A 17,268-nucleotide genomic window follows, 5' to 3' on the forward strand; every position below is an offset into this window, starting at 1 on the left:
GATATGGCGAGTATTTCCGGCTAACGCTGCGGCGCGATTTCATCGCCTGCCGAGCCTCAATCCCATCTCCCTGACCTCCCGCAGATACACTTTTCGCGCGTAGGGCGGGGTGAGATTGTGGTCTGCCTCGGGGATGATGGTGAGGCGGATATCCGGAAAATGTTTCAGGCCGGCGGCGTTTTCGCCGAACTGCTCATGGAGGTGATCGAGGCCGATATCATGGGCGCTGTAGATCAGGGAGATGTCGACCCGGCGCTTGGCGAGCGCGTGGAAGCCGCTGATGACGGGTTCGTGCGCACCGGCGAGGAAGGGAAAGAGACTGAACAGCGGACGGCACAATCGCACCGCGCGCCGGCCCAGTACCGTCGCCATGTTGCGCATCGCGCTTCCCGCATCGATCTGGCCGCCGTAGAGCCGCTTCAGCGTTTCCAGCTGCAGGAATTTCCGCCCGTAGGTTTCGAGCGACCGTGGCGCGAAGCGCAGGGCTTCGTCGACCGATTGGGTCTCGTCCCAGAAGAAACTGTAAGGGTTGACGGTGATCAGGCCGTTGCACCTGATATCACGCAAGGCGGCCTGGAAGGCGAGATAGCCGCCGCTGCAACGGCCGACGACAAACGCCGGCAGCAGGTTTCGCGCCTCCAGCAGGTCGAGCGCGTCGGCGACATCCCGTTGCTGGTCGCGGGAATACAGCACCTGCTCCGGAGCATCGGGAAGCGGCGGGCTGTCGCCGACGTTGGCTGTGTCGAAGCGCAAGGAAGCGATGCCGTCGTGGGCAAGCGCGCGTGCCATGGCAACCGACATCCGGCCCCAGCCGGCATGGCGGTCGTAGGCGGTGGTCAGGAGCAGTGCCGTCGCACCGGTCCGGGCGCCTATGGGTTCGCAGAGCACACCGTAAATGCGCTCGCCGGCGCCGAAACGCACCGGTGTCTCGCGAAAGCCGTCACCGACGAGCGGTTCGGCATCGGGCCTCATGAGATTGATAGAAACCGCCGCTGTGGGCTTTACGACAATCGACTTCACCCATTCGAGGACCCTGTGCCCCGCCACCATCGGCATGACGGCGACGGTGGGGTTCGACACCAGGTCGTCGTAACCCTCATAGGTAGCCTGCTCGACATGCGGGACGAGCGTCTCGAGGTGGCGGGAAAAGTCCGCGTCTCCCGGGCGGCCAGGTCGCATCAGCACGAGGCCGTTCGGCGCGCCGAGCGCCGAGAGCGTCATCAGATTGAGCTTCTTGACGGCATCAGCGATGCTGTCCGGCATGCGCAGGCTGGCGACGGTGACACCTTCGGTCTGACGCTGGGCCTCCGGAAGTCCCATGCCCTCGTCAATCATCTTCGACCAGACGGTCAATTCACGCAGATAGGCACGGCCGGAAACGACCGGCGCGAGAAAGGCGATCCCATCTACATCGGACAGACGCTCGGCGAGCGTCGTGGCTATGCTGCCGCCAAGACCCTGGCTGATGAGAATCAGCCTTTCGAAGCCGGAGAGCGACTTCAACGTGGAGACGGCGGCGAGCGCAGTTTCTTCCCACAAGACCAGGCCCCGACCGTCATCGGCGACGTCAAGCGCATCGCCGGTGCCGGCATAGTCGAAACGCAGGCTGGATATGCCGATATCGGCAAGACCCTCCGCCAGGATGCGCCAGAACTTGCGGACGCACATTTCCTCGAAGCCCCAGGGGCTGAGGAACAGCACGGCAGTTGCGCTTGGAGGCACAGCAGCGGGCGTGAACAGGCCGACGGTGCCGGCGAAGGTCACCGGCACGGCTGCCGCCTTCATGCGCTTCGATTTATCGTGCTGTTCGGCGGCTCCCCAACCAGCCATGACGGTCTCCTTACATTCGGCGGGGCGCCAGTAACGCCAGAGCTTGAACGGCAATCGGATTGATGCGGGCGGGCAATCGCGCCGCGATTTTCTGCAGGACGTCGACGTCCTCCGCCGGCACGGCTTTCAGCAGCCTGAGAGCGATGCCATAGGCCAGAGCGCCGGCGATGACGGCGCCCACGAGGCCTGCGACGCCGGGCAGGGCTTGAACGAAGCCATAGGCGGCGGCGGCACACAGAATGGCCGCAGCCGTCACCTTGGCGAGGTTGACGAGCATGCCCCGCGTCGAGCCCTCGAATTCCATGCGACGGACCATCAGGAGGCACATGACAGTGAAGGCCAGCAGCCGAACCAGCGCGGCGCCTTCGCCGCCGTAGAAGGGCACCGCGATCAGGCAACCGACGACCATGACGACGCTGGCGATCCCACCGATGATGGTGCGTTCGCGCGCACGATCGAGGGAATAGAGATATTGCGTGCAGATCTGCATGAAGACATAGGGCACCGCGGTCAGCGACAGCAGCGCCACCATGCCGCCGCTCGGAGCGAACGGCTCGCCGAAAATCGTCACCACCAGCTCAGGCGCGATGGCCGCAAGGCCGAAGCTCATCGGCAGAGTGATGTAGGCTATGCTGCGCGCCACGCCCGCGAAGACGTGAACCGGCAGCTTGTCGGATGCCCGCGCATGCATCTGTTCGGAATAATAGGGCAGCAAGCTGCCGCTCAGCTGCACCGGCAGCTGCAGCGCCAGATTGGCGAGCGACAGGCCGACGGCATAAAAGCCGACCGCTTCGATGCCCCAGTAATGCTGCAGGAACAGCAACTCGATGCGGTTGAGGAAGATCGAGCTGTTGATGAGTTCGATCGAGAGAACGAGGGATGAACTGATGAGAGCGGAAAGGCCGACGCCGCAGCTGTTTTTCCGCGCAATGGCGATCCTGAGGGTTGCGATGAACATCGGCAACTGGCCGATCGCATAGCCGGCAAGCGCGCCGCTGACGCCGAAGAAGATGGCGCCGGCGAGCACGGTGGCGAGCTGCAGCACCGAACTTGTCACGGTGATGCGCAGGAACGTGCCGAGCTGTTGTTCGCCGATCAGGTAGTTCTTGCTATAGGCGCCGAATGACTGAAGAACGAAAAACACGCCGGTGATGGCGATGACGGCGGACGCGTCGCCGGCCCAATGCAACCGCTCCGCATCCCAGTAGTAGGCAGCATAGCCGGCGAGCAGGATCAGGGTCGCGAGGATGGTCGGCTGCAGGAGATAGGCGGCAAAGCCCAGTCGTTCCTCGGCCGAATAGCCCCGTCCCTTCAATTGCGGCAGGATACGCAGCAGCGTAACGCCGGCGCCGAGCTCGGCGATGAGCGCTCCCGTCGTGGTCAGCCACAGCGAAAAGGCGATGATGCCGTTGGCTTCCGGGCCAAGCAGGCGTGCCGCAATGATCGAACAGGCAAAGCCGGTCGCGAGCAGGGTCAATCCCGCCGCCGCGTTCAAAACCGAATTCGCCATGATGCTCTTCGTCATGAAGACAGACCGTTCCTCAATTCGCCGAAACCAACGCACATATCGGCTCTTCGTGGAGATAACGTCTGCTCTATTTCATATGCCTTAATATTTAGCGTTTAATGCTGCTGTAAGTTGATTTTTTACTTCGGCTAATATTCGTTCCTTCTGATGTTGGCCGTCTGGGGCTTGTCCGGAGGGTTTCATTGTTCAGCCTCATCGTTTGCACGATCGATCGTTTTGACCAGCTGGAGCGGTTGTTCCGGTCGCTGGCCGAACAGCATCACAAGGATTTCGAGGTCGTTCTCGTCGATCAGAACGCCGATGATCGACTATCCGGGCTCATCGACCGCTTTTCGCCTCTCTTCCCGATCCGGCATATCCGTTCGCCCAAGGGGCTTTCGCGGGCGCGCAACAACGGCCTGGCGGCGGCCACGGGTGACTATATCTGCTTTCCCGACGATGATTGCTGGTACGAAGCCGATACGCTCGCCGCTGCCGGGACGCTGTTTGCCGCGCACCCCGAACTTGCGATCGTCACGGGCCGTACCCTCGACGCCGAGGGGCTCGCCTCCGTCAGCCCGACCGGCGAGACGCGGCGTGCCCTCACGCGCTGGAACTATCTGAGATGCGGCAACTCAAACGGCATCTTCGTGCGCCGCGCGGCGCTTGCCGATATCGGCGGCTTCGATGAAAACCTCGGCGTCGGCTCGGAATCACCCTTCCAGAGCGGCGAGGAGGCGGATTTCCTGCTGCGCGCGCTCGCTGTCGGCAAGCGGGCGATGTTCTTCCCGGAGCTGATCGTCCATCACGATCAGGTCACCAGCGAATATGGTCCGCGGCAGGTGGAGCGGGCGCGCAAATATGGCCGCGGCTTCGGCGCCCTGATGCGCAAGCAGGCTTTCCCGCTGCCCTATGTCGTCTATCGGCTGTTCCGGCCCGTTGCCGGCTGGCTGGCGGCCCTTGCCAGATTCAATCCCGATGCGGCGCGCTACAAGCGCGCTTGGCTTCTGGGCATTCTGGAAGGTTATGCGACCTGGCCGCGCTGGCGCAGGAGCTGAGGCGATTTGCCCTTGGGCGTGATGGTTTCGGCGTAGACATCCATGTAGCGCTGCGCGACCTCATCCCATGCATAGGCGCGGGCGTCGCTGAGCAGCTCCTGCCTCAAGCTCAGGTCATCTGCCTCAAGGCGCTCGAAAGCCGCGGTGAGGGTATCGGCAGCCGTTTCCGGATCGGAGAAATCCGAAAGCATCAGCGCCGGGTGGGTCTCGGCCAGGGCCTTGTAGGCGTCGTTGGCATTCAGCACCGGCAGCAGGCCGGCGCTCATGGCCTCGATCGCCACCAGGCCGAAACCTTCGTATTCGGAGGCCGAAGCGAAGAGCGAAGCGCGGGCGATGATGTTGCGGATCGAGCCGTCGTCGATCGCCACATGCAGGGAGACGTTTCGTTCGAGGCCGCGTGCGGCAATTTCCTTCTCCAATGTCGGCTGATCGAGATCCGACACGGCGCCGATGATGTCGAGATGCCAGTCGTCATGGCGCGCCGCGAGCGCCTTCATCACGTCGAGCATGCGGTCGAGCCGTTTGTTGACCGAGAAGCGGCCGATGGTGACGATGCGGCGGCGGGCTTCCAATGCGGCGCAGTTGGCGAACTTGCTGACATCGGCGCCGTTTTCGATCAGGCGGACACGAGTTTTTGCGATATTGGAAAATAGCCGCGCGTCGGACTGGCTGCAGCAAATGAGATAGTTGTAGCCGAGCGCCGATAGCCGTGTTGCCGTATTGAACCAGACTTTTTTGATGGCGGCATATTTCGGCGTGTGGAAGAAGCCGCCGTGCGTGGTTGCGACCATGGGGCGCCGATGCATCAGCTTGCCCCAGGCAAGCGCATCGAAGAAGAAATCGACGGCGTGGACATGCACGAGATCAGCGTCGGCAACATGACGGAACACCTGCGGCGCCAGCGGATAACGGCTGGAGCCGGACCAGGGGATACGCACGACCTCGATGCCATCGATCGTTTCGGTCGGCGCCAGCTGGCGGCCCGGGTCGGAAAACAGGCTGTCGCAGGTGACGACGCGCACGTGATAGCCGCGGGAGATCAACTGCCGGCAGAGATTGGCAACGACGTCTTCCAGGCCGCCCTTGTTCGGCAGGAACTGGCGTACGACATGCACGATCAGCGGCCCGGCCTGCTTGTTTGCCTGATTGTCAGCAATAGCCGATGTCATCGATCCACCTTAAACCCCTATGCCGCGCCAAGCGACAGCAATCCGGCGCTGCAGCGCGCCGCCCGTTGATCAGTCGGCAAAGCAGATCATCCGGTCGGTTAAAAAAGGCTTAATCGCCGGTCGAAAGCCAAGCGGCTTTAGGCAAGAGGGTTAATATCGGAGCGTTGCATAAGGGGATTGTGCTTGTCAGGTGAGTGTGTTGATGCCGGATTATAGCGTGTGGCCCCTCACCCCAACCCTCTCCCCGCAATGCGGGGAGAGGGGACTGTTCCGGTATTTGCCGTACGATCGCGCCCGGGCACAAAACTCAGTGAACTCCCTCTCCCGGTCAGAACGGGGAGAGGGTTGGGGTGAGGGGCAATCCTGCGAACGCAGCTTTAACCGTGGCGCATGCTGATCCGAAGTCTGGATCTCTCAAAACGCTCGGAACGTCAGCGTCGTCAGCGAGCGGACGATGCCTGGGATATGGGCGATGTTATCGTTGATGAACTTGCCGATATCCTGCTCTTCCTTGATGTAGACCTTCAGCAGCAGGTCGTATTCGCCGCTGGTGGAATACAGCTCCGAGACCAGCTCCGTCTGGTAGATTGCGTCGGCGACCTCGTAGGTCTTGCCGGGAGCGCATTGGAGCTGAACGAAAATGGGCTTCATGAGACTGTCCTGCTTCTGTCCGCGACCGCGATGGCGGTGTGCTTTTGCCTGCGACCGCGATGGCGGTCGGTGCTTTCTCTATAATGCTCGAAAGCGCCATGGCCATGCAAGTTTTTCTCTGTCCACCGGATGTCGCTCTTGCCGCTTCCGCAAGTTCGAACGTGGCGCTAGATTAGCCGGATTGCCTTCATCGATTGGACCGATCTCATGCTGAATGACCCACGTTCCCACGGTCTTTGGGAAAAGACCGCCCCGCCACCGCCGGTGACGAAGCCGCTTGCCGGCGATGTCCACGCCGATGTCGTGGTGGTCGGCGGCGGTTATACCGGATTGTCGGCGGCGCTGCATCTTGCCGAGGCGGGCAGCAGTGTCGTGCTGCTGGAGGCCAATGAAATCGGCTTCGGCGGCGCCGGGCGCAATGTCGGCCTCATCAATGCCGGCATGTGGGTGATGCCGGATGATCTGCCGGGCGAGCTCGGCCCCGTTCACGGCGAGCGGCTTCTCGACCTACTCGGCAATGCGCCGAAGCTTGTCATGGAGCTGATCGACAAGCACGGCATCGCCTGCGAACTCGAGCGCAACGGCACGCTGCATTGCGCTGTCGGCCCCGAGGGCTTGAAGGAGATCGAGGAGCGGGCGCGGCAATGGAGCAAGCGCGGTGCGCCGGTAACGGTTCTCGACGCGAACGAGACAGAGCGGCGCATCGGCAGCTCCGCCTATGCCGGGGCCTTGCTCGACATGCGCGCCGGCACTCTGCAGCCGCTCGCCTATGCGCGAGGTCTGGCGCATGCCGTGGTCAAGGCGGGTGTTGCGGTTCATACCGGCAGCCGCGTGACGGCGACGGAAAGGAGCGGCGCGAAATGGGTGGTTTCGACCGCTGACGGCAAGGTCACTGCCGATTGGATCATCGTCGCGACGGACGCCTACAGCACCGGCCCGTGGGAGCAGGTGCGAAACGAGCAGGTGCATCTTCCCTATTTCAATTTTGCCACCGTGCCGCTCGGCGACAACTTGCGCAAATCCGTCCTACCCGGCCGGGAGGGGGCATGGGACACCAAGGAAGTCCTCTCGTCTTTCCGCATGGATCAAGCCGGCCGGCTCGTTTTCGGCAGCGTCGGGGCGTTGCGCAATACCGGCCTTGCCGTGCACAAGAACTGGGCCCGGCGTTCCCTCAGAAAGCTCTTCCCGCAACTCGAGGATATCTCGTTCGAATGCGAATGGTATGGCAAGATCGGCATGACCGACAATGCGTTGCCGCGCTTTCACAAGCTTGCGCCCAACGTCGTCGGCTTTTCCGGCTATAATGGTCGCGGCATCGCGCCCGGCACCGTGTTCGGAAAAGTGCTTGCGAGCCACATCCTCGGCCAGATCTCCGAGGCCGACCTGCCGCTGCCGGTGACGGATATCGTGGAACCCGGCTTCAGGGCCGTCAAGGAAGTGTGGTACGAGGCCGGCGCCCAGGCTGCACATTTTGTCGGCGCAAGGGTTTAAGGCAATTCCAGGAAAAGTGCGCAGCGGTTTTCCGTCCGGAATTGCGGAAAAGCAGAGAGATAGAACAACAACCGAACCATCATTACAGGAAGAGGAAACGAGATGACCGCGACACTCGATCTTGCCGCCGAGACCAAGGCGATATTGACGGAACTCGGTGTTGCAGCCGATCGCTATACGGGCGGCACGCTCGCCGTCACCTCTCCGGTGACCGGCGCCGAAATCGGCCGGCTCAAGGAGCATTCGGCCGCCGAGGCGAAGGCTGCAATCGAGAAGGCGCATGAGGCGTTTCTGGCATGGCGCGACGTGCCGGCCCCGAAGCGTGGCGAGCTGGTCCGCCTGCTCGGCGAAGAGCTGCGCGCCGGCAAGGCGGCGCTGGGCCGCCTGGTTTCCGTCGAGGTCGGCAAGATCACCTCCGAGGGCCTCGGCGAAGTCCAGGAAATGATCGACATCTGCGACTTCGCCGTCGGTCTCTCGCGCCAGCTCTACGGTCTGACCATTGCCACCGAGCGCTCTGAACACCGGATGATGGAAAGCTGGCATCCGCTTGGGCCGATCGGCATCATCTCCGCCTTCAATTTCCCGGTCGCCGTCTGGTCGTGGAATGCGGCGCTTGCCATGGTCTGCGGCAATTCGACGATCTGGAAGCCTTCGGAAAAGACGCCGCTGACGGCGCTTGCCGTGCAGGCTCTGTTCGAAAAGGCGCTGAAGCGTTATGTCGCCGAGGGCGGCGAGGCGCCGGCCAATCTCTCGACGCTGCTGATCGGCGGTCGTGATCTCGGCGAATTGCTGGTCGATCACCCGAAGGTTCCCCTGGTTTCGGCGACCGGATCGACAGCCATGGGCCGTGCCGTCGGTCCGCGCCTTGCCGGCCGCTTCGCCCGCGCCATCCTCGAGCTTGGCGGCAACAATGCCGCCCTCGTCTGCCCGTCGGCGGATCTCGATTTGACGTTGCGCGGTGTCGCTTTCTCGGCCATGGGCACAGCAGGCCAGCGCTGCACGTCGCTACGTCGTCTCTTCGTCCATGAAAGCGTCTATGATCAGCTCGTGCCGCGCCTGCAGAAGGCCTATGGCTCGGTGACAATAGGCAATCCGCTGGAGGCGGGGACGCTTGTCGGCCCGCTGATCGACAAGCACGCCTTCGACAGGATGCAGGTGGCGCTTGCGGAAGCCAAGGCGGCCGGCGGCACGATCACCGGCGGTGAGCGTGTAGAGAACGGATCGGCTGATGCCTTCTATGTTCGCCCGGCCCTGGTCGAGATGCCCGCGCAGACCGGCCCGGTCGAGCAGGAGACCTTCGCGCCGATCCTCTACGTGATGAAGTACGGCGATTTCGACAGCGCCTTGACGCTGCATAATGCCGTGCCGCAGGGCCTGTCGTCGTCGATCTTCACCAACGACATGCGCGAGGCCGAGACTTTCGTTTCTTCGCGCGGTTCGGATTGCGGCATCGCCAATGTCAATCTTGGCCCCTCCGGTGCCGAAATCGGCGGCGCTTTCGGTGGCGAGAAGGAAACGGGCGGCGGCCGCGAATCCGGGTCGGATGCCTGGAAAGCCTATATGCGCCGGGCGACCAACACCATCAATTACGGCCGCACCCTGCCGCTGGCGCAGGGCGTCAAGTTCGACGTGGAATAGCCGGAGTTTGTTGCATTGCGATGGGGAGGGCGAAGGCGTAGAAAGTCTTCATCCTCCTCATTTGTTCTCAAGGTCTCGTCTCATGTATCTGTCGCTTGCCGAAGCTGAAACGCTTGTCGTGGAGGCACTGCAGCGAAGCAGGGTGAGCGCTGACAACGCCCGCTCCGTGGCCGTCGCACTCGTTGCGGCGGAGGCCGCCGGGCAGAGTGGTCACGGCCTGCGGCGCGTCCTCGCCTATGCCGGGCATGCAAAGGCGGGCAAGACCGATGGTTTCGCCGTGCCGCAGATGAGCCGGCCCTTTCCCGCCGTTCTGCGCATCGATGCCGGTTATGGCTACGCTTATCCCGCCCTCGATCTTGCCGTCGGCGAGCTTCCAACCATCGCCCGCGAGCAGGGGATCGCCCTTGCTGCCATCAGCCGCTCGCATCATGCCGGCGTGATGGGCCTGACGGTGGAGCGTTTCGCCGATCAGGGACTGGTGGCGCTGATGGTCGCCAATGCGCCGGCGTCCATGGCGCCCTGGGGCGGCAAGACGCCGGTCTTCGGCACCAATCCCATTGCATTTGCCGCGCCGCTTCCTGACGACGACCCGATCGTGATCGATCTGGCGCTATCGAAAGTGGCGCGCGGCAAGGTGATGGCCGCGCGACAGAAGGGTTCGCCCATCCCGGCCGATTGGGCTTTCGACCGCGAGGGCAAGCCGACCACCAATGCCGAGGAGGCGCTTGCCGGCACGATGATCCCTGCCGGCGATTCGAAGGGAGCGGCGCTGGCGCTGATGGTGGAAATCCTCGCCGCCGGTCTCACCGGCGCCAACTACGCCTTCGAGGCGTCTTCGCTCTTCGACGACAAGGGCGCGCCGCCGGGGCTCGGCCACACGATCATCGCCATCAATCCGGCGGCGATGAGTGCTGCCGACACCGCGCAGCGGCTTGCATTGCTCGCAAGCGAGATCACCCAAGATCCCAACGTCCGCCTGCCCGGGCGGCGCGGGCAGAGCTCGAGGCGTGAGGCAATCGCCAATGGGATTCTGGTTGAGGACGAGGTGATCGAGGCGATCAAGGGGCTTTGAAGCGCTGAAGATGATGGTCAGGTGAATGTGTTTCTGCCGTGCTCTCACGCTAAGATGAATTGGTGCAAGGAGGCAGCTCCTTCTCCCCTCGGGGAGAAGGAGCTGCGCAGCAACGTTGCTATGTCGACAAGGATGCCTGACGACTACCGGCGATCAAAATCAGGCGATGGCGGGCGTTGCCTGTTTTTCGTCGAGCCAGCCGCCGGTGAAGCCCGCGCGTTCCAAGCCATGGCGAAGGATCGGCGATTGCCGCATGAGGTTCCAGATCAAGCCGGTGCGGGCATTTTCGATCATCATGACCAGCAGGCCCTGGTCGATGGCGACCGAGCGGTCATCCACCCAGCCTTCCGGGCCTGGCCCCTTGACGCTCGGATTGAAGCCGCCGGGAAAGCGGCCGCCGAGCAGCAGGTTGGGATAGGTCGAAAGCAGCGCCTTCGTGCCGTCGAGCGCAGCCTGACGGTCGAAAGGCAGGCACGACAGCGGTCCCCAGGGGGCGATCGTGCCGTCGTCGGGGCCGAGTGGCGCCCCGCGCGCGGCATAGCCGAAAACTTTCTGGCCATGTCGCCGGCTATGTTTCGTTCCGGTCGGATTGGGGCCATCGCAGGCCGAGAGGCCCCAGATATCCTTCCCATAGCCAACGAAATGGCCGGGATTGCGGTCCGTATAGTCGCGCTGAACGGCGATTGCCGTCTGCGTATTGCGAAAATAGTCGATTTCCTTGTCGGCCACGTGCTTGTCGCGGATGTCGCGAAAATCGATCCAGGCATGCGAAAACAGATGGATGAACAGCGGCCCCGCATAGAGATAGGGCTTATCCTTGACCATCATCCAGGTGTAGGTCGAGGCGAAGGCGTCGTAGCTCGACGAGGGGATGGGATGTGTGGGCGAGCCGAGCGCCATGACGTAGAGGAAGATCGCTTCGTCATAGCCCTGATAGCGCCAGCGCAGGAAACCGCTCGCCGGCTTCCAGCCCATGCTGATCGTCGGTCCCTTGTTCAGGGCCCAATGCCAATCGCAGCGCTCGTAGAGAAAGGTTGCCTGTTTGCGGATGTCCTGTTCGGTCTGGCTAGGGCCATCGAAGTAGGCGGCGGCCGTCAATACGCCGAGCAGCATCAAGCCGGTGTCGATCGTCGAAAGCTCGCTGTTCCAGGCGCGCTTGCCGGTCTCCATGTAGAGGAAGTGGTAGTAGAAGCCGCGATGGCCGGTGGCGCCGCGTTCCGTGCCCTGCTGGCTGTCGGCGAAGAAATCGAGCACGGTCAGCACCCGTTTCGCCGCATCGGCGCGGTCGATCCAGCCGCGCTCGACGGCGACCGGATAGCTCGACAGCGCAAAGCCGACGGCGGCAATGCTGCTGTGGCTCGTCTTGATTGACGTATCTGCCACCAGCCCATTTTCCGGATTGGTGTGAAGCATGAAATAATCGAATGCGGAACGTTGCAATCGATCGATCAGCGCGTCGTCGGTGTCGTTTACCTGCTGCAGCATCTTCTACCCATCTCCTCGATGCTCCTGTTACCTGCTGAGCATAGGAGCTTGGATAGTTGCAAATCAAACATGATTAACGCTGCCACGCTTTTATGGAGGATTGTTTAAGATCAGGGCGTTGGCGCGCACATCATCGTCAATATTGATGGCGGAAAGCACCATCTCCCGGCCATCGGGCAATAAGATGTGAACCCCGCGCCAGGGATCAAGGCGCTGCTGTCAGTTAAATGATTCGCGCCGGCGGGACGCTTTCTTCGATTGCCGCTCCCAGCCGCTCCTTCAGCCGCGCCAAGGTTCGGCCGAAAATCGCATCGTCCCCAAGCGCCCTTGCCAGCGTCAATGCACCCTGGATGCCGACCACTACTTCTTCGGCAAGCATTCTTGCTTCCGCAGCAGCCAGGCCGGCTCTCGTCAAAGCACCGGCGAGTGCTTCGATCCAGCGCTGGAAATAGTTCTGAATGGCGCTCGAGAAGCGATCGCGCGTTTCGTCCAGCGCGAAGGCTCCGATGAGGCAGACACGGCGGCCGGAGCGGAAATAGGTATCCGTCGTCTCCCACATGCGGGCAATGGCGGCGCGAGGATCGCCCTCTTCGAGCGGCCTGAACATTTCCGTGACGAACCAGGCGTCGATATGGGCCATGATCTCGGCCGCCATCTGTTCCTTACCACCGGGAAAGAAATGATAGAGGCTGCCCTTCGACAGTTTGGTGCGCGCCGTGATGCTGCTCATCGACGCACCCTCGTAGCCGAGTTCGCGGAAGACCTCGGCCACAAGGGCAACGGCATCGGGCTTTTCGAAGACGATGCGCGTCATTTCAAAGGCTGAGATCCGACAGGCCGGGGTGGTCGTCGGGGCGCCGGCCAAGCGGCCAGTGGAACTTCCGCTCATTTTCCTTGATCGGCATGTCGTTGATGGAGGCAAAACGGCGCTGCATCAGTCCATCAGCGTCGAATTCCCAATTCTCGTTGCCGTAGGAGCGGAACCAGTGGCCGCTATCGTCGTGCCATTCATAGGCGAAACGCACCGCGATGCGATTGCCCTCGAAGGCCCAGAGCTCCTTGATCAGCCGGTAGTCCAGCTCCCTTGCCCATTTGCGCGTGAGGAACTCAACGATCTCCTTGCGGCCGCGCGGGAATTCGGCGCGGTTCCGCCATTGGCTGTCTTCCGTATAGACCTTGGAGACGCGCTCGGGATCGCGGCTGTTCCAGCCGTCTTCGGCCATTCGGACCTTGGCGATCGCGGTTTCGCGGGTGAAGGGTGGGACAAGCGGGTTCGGCATGATGTACTCCTTCTAAACCGATTGGTATTTTATAGACCGATCGGTTTAGAAGATCAAGCCGGCACGAGCCCATCTGGTGCGAGCGCCCTAGCGCGCGAATTTCCTGGCGCCGGCGACGCAGGCGACGACGCCGATCGTGACAGCAAGCATGGACCAGCTGACGCTTTCCTTGAGCAATGCTGCTGCAAGCGCGAAACCGAAGAAGGGCTGCAGGAATTGCAACTGGCCGACGGCTGCGATGCCGCCTTGCACCAAGCCGCGATACCAGAAGACGAAGCCGATCAGCATGCTGAAGAGCGAGACATAGCTGAGGCCGATCCAGGCCGGTTCGCCGATGCCGTCGATGGTGTGCGGCATGGTGGCGATGCAGAGCGCGCCGGTGACCGGCAGGGACAGAACCAGCGCCCAGCAGATGACCTGCCAGCCGCCGAGCCGGCGCGACAGCACCGCACCTTCGGCATAACCGAGTCCGCAGACGAGAATGGCTGCGAGCATCAGCAGATCGCCGACCGGCGAGGCCGATACGCCCTGTGCAAGGGCATAGCCGCTGACGAGGGCGCTGCCGATGGCCGAGAATATCCAGAAGGTCGGGCGTGGCCGTTCGCCGCCGCGCAGCACGCCGAAGATGGCGGTCGCGACCGGCAGCAACCCGATGAAGACGATCGAATGGGCTGATGTGACATGCTTGAGCGCCAGCGCCGTCAGCAGGGGAAAACCGACGACGCAGCCGAGCGCGACGATCGCCAGTGACACGACATCACCGCGGGCGGGGCGTTTTTCGCGAAAGGCGAGCAACAGGCATAGGCCCAATAGGCCGGCGATGACGGCGCGAGCGACGGTCAGGAACAGCGGATCGAAATCCATGACGGCCACCCGCGTCGCCGGCAGCGATCCGCTGAAGATCACCACCCCTATCAACCCGTAGATCCATCCTATCGTTGCCTTGTCCATTGCGCATGCTCCTTCTTGATACCAGCGGTATCGGTGAAGTCGACTGGCTATTCCAGAGACAGTACAGTACAGTTGATGAGAACTGTTATGGCATAAGGGACAGTACGGATGGACGATGCATTGGCGGTAAGCGCGGTCGGCGGCACGCGTATCGAAGGTGTGATGGCAGCGATTTCCGATCGCATCGCGGCCCGCAGCCTGATGCCAGGCGCGCGGCTTCCCTCCGTTCGCAGCTTTGCCAAGACGATGCAGGTATCGGTCTCCACCGTGGTCGAGGCCTATGAGCGGCTTGCCGCCGAAGGCGTGATCCGTTCGCGGCCGGGCTCCGGATTCTATGTGTGCGGACCGCTGCCGCCGCTTTCATTGTCCGAGGTTGGAGCGAGATCGGACCGCAATGTCGATCCGCTTTGGATCTCGCGGCAATCGCTCGAGATGGGCGATGATGTCTTGAAGCCCGGCTGCGGCTGGCTTCCGGCATCCTGGCTGCCGCAGGCGGCGCTGCGCCGCGCGATGAGGACGCTTGCTCGCGGAGACCTCGGAACGCTCGCCAATTACGGAACGCCGCTCGGCTTGCCGCCGTTGCGGCAGTTGCTCGCCAGGCGGCTGGGCGAGCACGGCATCACCGTGCCTCCGGACCAGATCATGCTAACGGAGTCCGGCACGCAGGCGATTGATCTGCTCTGCCGTTTCCTGCTTGAGCCCGGCGACACTGTGCTGGTGGACGATCCCTGCTATTTCAATTTCCATGCGCTGCTGCGTGCGCACCGCGTCAATGTCGTCGCCGTGCCCTACACGCCGACGGGGCCGGATGTCGAGCTGTTCGGTCAAGCACTCGAACGGCACAAGCCCCGGCTCTACATCACCAATTCCGCTATCCACAATCCGACGGGTGCCGTGCTGTCGCCCGTGACGGCGCATCGCCTGCTGAAGCTGGCTGATGCGTCTGGCCTGGTTATCATCGAGGACGATATCTTTTCCGATTTCGAGAATGTCCCGGCACCGCGGCTTGCCGCTTATGACGGGCTCGACCGGGTGATCCATATAGGCAGCTTTTCGAAGACGCTCTCGGCCTCGGTGCGGTGCGGCTTCATCGCCGCGCGGCCGGACTGGATCGACGGGCTCGTCGATCTCAAGGTCGCCAGCAGCTTCAGTTGCGGACAATTGTCAGCGGAGCTCGTCTATCTGGCGCTGAAGGACGGCAGCTATCGCAAGCATGTCGAGGCGTTGCGCGTCCGGCTTGCCAGGACCATGAGTGAGGTAACAGCGCAGCTGGAGGCCATCGGCATCACGCCCTGGCTCAAGCCGCAGGCGGGCATGCTCCTCTGGTGCCGGTTGCCGGAGGGCCTGGATGCGGCCGATGTCGCCCGCGCCTGCCTTGCTGAAGGCATTATCCTGGCTCCCGGCAATGCCTTCAGCGTAGCGGATAATGCCGGCAGCTTCATGCGCTTCAATGTCGCGCAATCGACCGACGCCCGGATCTTCGACGTGCTGGAGAGATCCATGCGGAGGCTGAGGACGGATCGTCCGACTGTCGTCGGAGCTCGCGGTTCTTCGAGGACGCAGGAAAACCCCGCGATGTGAACGTTCCGCCCATTCGCGGGCGCTCACATCGCGGGGTCTTATGCCTTACTTGGCAAACAGGCTGTTGATGTCGGCGAAGGCCTTCATCTCGATGGCGTTTCCGCTCGGATCCTTGAAGAACATGGTTGCCTGTTCCCCTGGCTCGCCCCGGAAGCGGATATAGGGCTTGATAACGAAGTCTATGTTGGCTTTGGTCAGTTTCTCGGCCGCCGCCTCCCATTCCTCCATCGACAGAACGACGCCGAAATGGCGCACGGGAACGCCGTGACCATCGACGGCATTCGCCGCCACTTCACCGGTTTCTCCTGGAGCCAGGTGGGCGACGACCTGATGGCCATAGAAATTGAAATCTATCCAGTCGGGAGAGCTCCGGCCCTCAGGGCAGCCAAGAAGGCCGCCGTAGAACGTGCGGGCGGCAGCGAGATCGTTGACGGGAAATGCGAGATGGAAGGGGTGAAGAGGTGCTGCACTCATGATCGTCTCCAGATGTGCGAACTCAATGCAGCGATCAATAAGGTACATTTTTTCCTATGAAAAACTGTATATTGTGAGACTGAGAAAAAGGAAAAATTATGAATCATGATACCCGAACTGAAAACGCTTGTTGCCGTCGCTCGCTTTGGGACATTTGCCGCCGCGGGTGACCGGATCGGACTGACGCAAGCGGCCGTCAGCGGCCAGATGAAGCGTCTCGAGGAAAGGCTCGGCGTTCAACTGTTCGAGCGAACGGGCCGTTCCGCCACGTTGAATGCCGCGGGATTGCGAACGCTGGAACGCGCCAAGGGCATCATAGCGATGTTCGAGCGCATCGCCGATCCGGCCGACGAGGTTTCGGGCGGCCAACTGCGCATCGGCGCCATTGCCTCCGTCCAGTCGACGGTGCTTGCGCGTGCGCTCGTGCCGTTCCGGCAGCGGTTTGCGAACCATCATGTTCATATCGTTCCGGGTGTCTCCCTTCACTTGCTCGATCTGCTTGATGCCGGCGAGCTTGATCTAGCCGTGCTCATCGAGCCTCCTTTCGGCATGCCCAAGGATCTTGTGTGGCAGCCCCTGCTGCGCGAGCCGTATGTGCTGGCGGTTCCCGAGCGGCTGGAGGGCGATGACTGGCAGACATTACTCCGGGAGCAGCCATTCATCCGCTATGATCGCAGCTCGTTTGGCGGCCGGCAGGTCGATCGGTTCCTGCGGTCCCATGCGATAGCGCCCAACGAATCCGTGGAGATCGATGACATAGCCGCGTTGCTGGCTCTGGTCGGGCAAGGGCTCGGGGTGGCGCTTCTGCCGATCGTCGATGGCAGCCCGCCCCTTATGCCGTCCGTGCGTGCGGTGTCGCTCGCCGCGTCGACATTCTATCGCGAGATCGGAATATTGCGGTCGCGCGACGGCAACCCTGCGAGCGCGTACCTTGCCGACTGCCTGATCGGGGTGCGGCTCTGAGATTGCTTGACGGGGTAATTTCATCCCTCCGAACTGGCGGCATGGCCCTCGGGACGGCGATGTCCTTTTCTTCGGCTCTTGCCAGGCGGAAATGATCCGTCATAGCTTTGCCACAAGG

At 62.4% G+C, this 17,268-nt stretch carries 15 protein-coding genes; 6 read left to right on the forward strand and 9 right to left on the reverse strand.

What is annotated here, in order from left to right; translation table 11 throughout:
• Nucleotides 1-39: 39 nt before the first annotated feature.
• Together JTP94_RS27095 and JTP94_RS27100 are read right to left on the reverse strand one after the other, a co-directional pair.
• Nucleotides 40-1,830 (reverse strand): alpha/beta fold hydrolase, encoded by a 1,791-nt coding sequence (locus JTP94_RS27095; protein ID WP_204853496.1) that lies wholly within the window; start codon nt 1,828-1,830, stop codon nt 40-42.
• 10 nt (nt 1,831-1,840) lie between these two features.
• Nucleotides 1,841-3,355: a lipopolysaccharide biosynthesis protein gene (locus JTP94_RS27100; protein ID WP_204853497.1), complete on the reverse strand. Its 1,515-nt coding sequence runs from the start codon at nt 3,353-3,355 to the stop codon at nt 1,841-1,843.
• A gap of 185 nt (nt 3,356-3,540) precedes the next feature.
• Here JTP94_RS27100 and JTP94_RS27105 point away from each other — a divergent pair, with 185 nt between their 5' ends.
• Entirely contained in the window at nt 3,541-4,395 is an 855-nt protein-coding gene (locus JTP94_RS27105) for a glycosyltransferase family 2 protein (protein WP_204853498.1), read from the forward strand.
• Here JTP94_RS27105 and JTP94_RS27110 read toward each other — a convergent pair.
• Both JTP94_RS27110 and JTP94_RS27115 read right to left on the reverse strand, forming a co-directional pair.
• Nucleotides 4,362-5,564 carry a glycosyltransferase family 4 protein gene (locus JTP94_RS27110; protein ID WP_204853499.1) on the reverse strand — a complete coding sequence of 401 codons (1,203 nt, stop codon included), beginning with the start codon at nt 5,562-5,564 and terminating at the stop codon, nt 4,362-4,364. The two genes, JTP94_RS27105 and JTP94_RS27110, sit on opposite strands and share 34 nt — an antisense overlap.
• Before the next feature lie 414 nt (nt 5,565-5,978).
• On the reverse strand, nt 5,979-6,215 hold the full coding sequence (locus JTP94_RS27115; protein WP_204853500.1) for an Lrp/AsnC ligand binding domain-containing protein: 237 nt from the start codon (nt 6,213-6,215) through the stop codon (nt 5,979-5,981).
• Nucleotides 6,216-6,422: 207 nt separating this feature from the next.
• On the opposite strand from JTP94_RS27115, the gene JTP94_RS27120 reads away from it, so the two are divergent.
• The 3 genes from JTP94_RS27120 (at nt 6,423) to JTP94_RS27130 (ending at nt 10,416) form a co-directional block, all read left to right on the forward strand.
• Entirely contained in the window at nt 6,423-7,706 is a 1,284-nt protein-coding gene (locus tag JTP94_RS27120) for an FAD-binding oxidoreductase (RefSeq protein ID WP_204853501.1), read from the forward strand.
• 102 nt (nt 7,707-7,808) lie between these two features.
• Complete coding sequence (locus JTP94_RS27125; protein WP_204853502.1) at nt 7,809-9,344, forward strand: aldehyde dehydrogenase family protein; 1,536 nt, start codon at nt 7,809-7,811, stop codon at nt 9,342-9,344.
• 82 nt (nt 9,345-9,426) lie between these two features.
• On the forward strand, nt 9,427-10,416 hold the full coding sequence (locus JTP94_RS27130) for an Ldh family oxidoreductase (RefSeq protein WP_204853503.1): 990 nt from the start codon (nt 9,427-9,429) through the stop codon (nt 10,414-10,416).
• Nucleotides 10,417-10,575: 159 nt separating this feature from the next.
• Here JTP94_RS27130 and JTP94_RS27135 read toward each other — a convergent pair whose 3' ends face one another.
• The 4 genes from JTP94_RS27135 to JTP94_RS27150 form a co-directional block, all read right to left on the reverse strand.
• Nucleotides 10,576-11,901, reverse strand: coding sequence for a glucoamylase family protein (locus JTP94_RS27135; RefSeq protein ID WP_204853504.1), 1,326 nt, complete (start codon nt 11,899-11,901; stop codon nt 10,576-10,578).
• A gap of 223 nt (nt 11,902-12,124) precedes the next feature.
• Complete coding sequence (locus JTP94_RS27140) at nt 12,125-12,715, reverse strand: TetR/AcrR family transcriptional regulator (protein ID WP_204853505.1); 591 nt, start codon at nt 12,713-12,715, stop codon at nt 12,125-12,127.
• A 1-nt stretch (nt 12,716) separates the two neighbouring features.
• Nucleotides 12,717-13,181 carry a nuclear transport factor 2 family protein gene (locus JTP94_RS27145; protein ID WP_204853506.1) on the reverse strand — a complete coding sequence of 155 codons (465 nt, stop codon included), beginning with the start codon at nt 13,179-13,181 and terminating at the stop codon, nt 12,717-12,719.
• Nucleotides 13,182-13,268: 87 nt separating this feature from the next.
• On the reverse strand, nt 13,269-14,132 hold the full coding sequence (locus tag JTP94_RS27150) for a DMT family transporter (protein ID WP_204853507.1): 864 nt from the start codon (nt 14,130-14,132) through the stop codon (nt 13,269-13,271).
• 108 nt (nt 14,133-14,240) lie between these two features.
• On the opposite strand from JTP94_RS27150, the gene JTP94_RS27155 reads away from it, so the two are divergent.
• The gene (locus tag JTP94_RS27155) at nt 14,241-15,713 is read left to right on the forward strand and encodes a PLP-dependent aminotransferase family protein (protein ID WP_204853508.1); all 1,473 of its coding nucleotides are present in this window, start codon (nt 14,241-14,243) and stop codon (nt 15,711-15,713) included.
• Nucleotides 15,714-15,758: 45 nt separating this feature from the next.
• Here JTP94_RS27155 and JTP94_RS27160 read toward each other — a convergent pair whose 3' ends face one another.
• Nucleotides 15,759-16,187, reverse strand: a complete 429-nt coding sequence (locus JTP94_RS27160; RefSeq protein ID WP_037196204.1) for a VOC family protein — start codon at nt 16,185-16,187, stop codon at nt 15,759-15,761.
• A gap of 105 nt (nt 16,188-16,292) precedes the next feature.
• Between JTP94_RS27160 and JTP94_RS27165 the strand changes: the two genes are divergently transcribed.
• Nucleotides 16,293-17,150 carry a LysR family transcriptional regulator gene (locus JTP94_RS27165; protein WP_204853509.1) on the forward strand — a complete coding sequence of 286 codons (858 nt, stop codon included), beginning with the start codon at nt 16,293-16,295 and terminating at the stop codon, nt 17,148-17,150.
• Nucleotides 17,151-17,268: the final 118 nt, after the last annotated feature.

Origin of the sequence: Martinezella lusitana (genome assembly GCF_016901135.1) — a bacterium.
In the GTDB taxonomy this organism is placed as follows: Bacteria; Pseudomonadota; Alphaproteobacteria; order Rhizobiales; family Rhizobiaceae; genus Rhizobium; species Rhizobium lusitanum_D.

What these genes read in the sequence shown, in the direction of transcription:
- JTP94_RS27095 (WP_204853496.1), bottom strand. Translation starts at nt 1,830, where the DNA reads ATGGCTGGTTGGGGAGCCGCCGAACAGCACGATAAATCGAAGCGCATG.
- JTP94_RS27100 (WP_204853497.1), bottom strand. Translation starts at nt 3,355, where the DNA reads ATGACGAAGAGCATCATGGCGAATTCGGTTTTGAACGCGGCGGCGGGA.
- JTP94_RS27110 (WP_204853499.1), bottom strand. Translation starts at nt 5,564, where the DNA reads ATGACATCGGCTATTGCTGACAATCAGGCAAACAAGCAGGCCGGGCCG.
- JTP94_RS27115 (WP_204853500.1), bottom strand. Translation starts at nt 6,215, where the DNA reads ATGAAGCCCATTTTCGTTCAGCTCCAATGCGCTCCCGGCAAGACCTAC.
- JTP94_RS27120 (WP_204853501.1), top strand. Translation starts at nt 6,423, where the DNA reads ATGCTGAATGACCCACGTTCCCACGGTCTTTGGGAAAAGACCGCCCCG.
- JTP94_RS27125 (WP_204853502.1), top strand. Translation starts at nt 7,809, where the DNA reads ATGACCGCGACACTCGATCTTGCCGCCGAGACCAAGGCGATATTGACG.
- JTP94_RS27130 (WP_204853503.1), top strand. Translation starts at nt 9,427, where the DNA reads ATGTATCTGTCGCTTGCCGAAGCTGAAACGCTTGTCGTGGAGGCACTG.
- JTP94_RS27135 (WP_204853504.1), bottom strand. Translation starts at nt 11,901, where the DNA reads ATGCTGCAGCAGGTAAACGACACCGACGACGCGCTGATCGATCGATTG.
- JTP94_RS27140 (WP_204853505.1), bottom strand. Translation starts at nt 12,715, where the DNA reads ATGACGCGCATCGTCTTCGAAAAGCCCGATGCCGTTGCCCTTGTGGCC.
- JTP94_RS27145 (WP_204853506.1), bottom strand. Translation starts at nt 13,181, where the DNA reads ATGCCGAACCCGCTTGTCCCACCCTTCACCCGCGAAACCGCGATCGCC.
- JTP94_RS27150 (WP_204853507.1), bottom strand. Translation starts at nt 14,132, where the DNA reads ATGGACAAGGCAACGATAGGATGGATCTACGGGTTGATAGGGGTGGTG.
- JTP94_RS27155 (WP_204853508.1), top strand. Translation starts at nt 14,241, where the DNA reads ATGGACGATGCATTGGCGGTAAGCGCGGTCGGCGGCACGCGTATCGAA.
- JTP94_RS27160 (WP_037196204.1), bottom strand. Translation starts at nt 16,187, where the DNA reads ATGAGTGCAGCACCTCTTCACCCCTTCCATCTCGCATTTCCCGTCAAC.
- JTP94_RS27165 (WP_204853509.1), top strand. Translation starts at nt 16,293, where the DNA reads ATGATACCCGAACTGAAAACGCTTGTTGCCGTCGCTCGCTTTGGGACA.